At 51.8% G+C, this 866-nt stretch carries 1 protein-coding gene; it reads left to right on the forward strand.

All coding sequences use genetic code 11. The annotated features are described in order from the left end of the window. Positions 1-74: 74 nt before the first annotated feature. Positions 75-866, forward strand: a protein-coding gene (locus ACT3R4_RS18435) for an IS5 family transposase (RefSeq protein ID WP_496201300.1) whose coding sequence is annotated in 2 segments (ribosomal slippage) — positions 75-417 and positions 417-866 — 793 coding nt annotated over the 2 segments. Because the reading frame shifts where the segments join, the coding sequence is not laid out codon by codon here. This gene is flagged as partial in the annotation.

Consider the following 866-nt stretch of genomic DNA (forward strand, 5'->3'; position numbering starts at 1 on the left):
TCTTCTAGGTTTTGTACGAAAAGTGATATCTGCTAAGTTTTCCCATGCAATAGAAGCATAGGGGGAAATGAATTATGGTTGGCCGGTACGAGATATCCAATGAGAACTGGGCGCAGATTACAGATATTGTGTCGCCAACTCAGGTGATGGGCAGGCCCCGGCGGGATGACCGGCAGGTCCTCAATGGTATTTTCTGGGTGCTCTGTTCTGGTGCCAAATGGCGAGATCTACCCGAGCGGTATGGTCCCTGGTCAACTGCCTATGAGCGCTTTCGAAAATGGCGGGATGATGGCACGTTTGAAGCTATCCTTTCTCGCTTACAGCTCAGGCTGCGTGAAGATGGACTGATGGATCTGGATACGTGGATGATTGATTCGACCTCGATACGTGCCACCCGCGCTGCCGCAGGAGGCGGCAAAAAGGGGGCTCAGAAGAACCGGTAGATCACGCATTGGGGCGTAGTCGTGGTGGTTTAACGACAAAAATCCACCTGGTATGTGATTCCCATGGTTGGCCGCTGGCATTTACCCTGTCTCCAGGACAGCAGGCTGATTCTCGACATTTCATCTCGACGCTGGAGAGTGTTTATCTACCAGGCCGTGTTGGAAGGCCTCGCAAACGTAGCCGCTACGTGGTCGCTGATAAAGGATATGACAGTGATGAACTGCGCCGTTACTGTGACAGGCACGGTATAAAACCCGTTATTGCGCAACGTCAAATGCATCGCAAGACACGCCCTGGTTTGCCGAGGCGTTTTGATCAGCACAGATACCGCCAGAGAAACGCGGTAGAACGCTGCTTTGGATGGCTTAAAGAGTTACGTCGATTTGCAACGCGCTACGAAAAATTAGCGAGCAGTTTCAGAG

This window comes from Halomonas sp. AOP7-E1-9 (genome assembly GCF_052376035.1).
Classification (GTDB): Bacteria; Pseudomonadota; Gammaproteobacteria; order Pseudomonadales; family Halomonadaceae; genus Vreelandella; species Vreelandella citrativorans.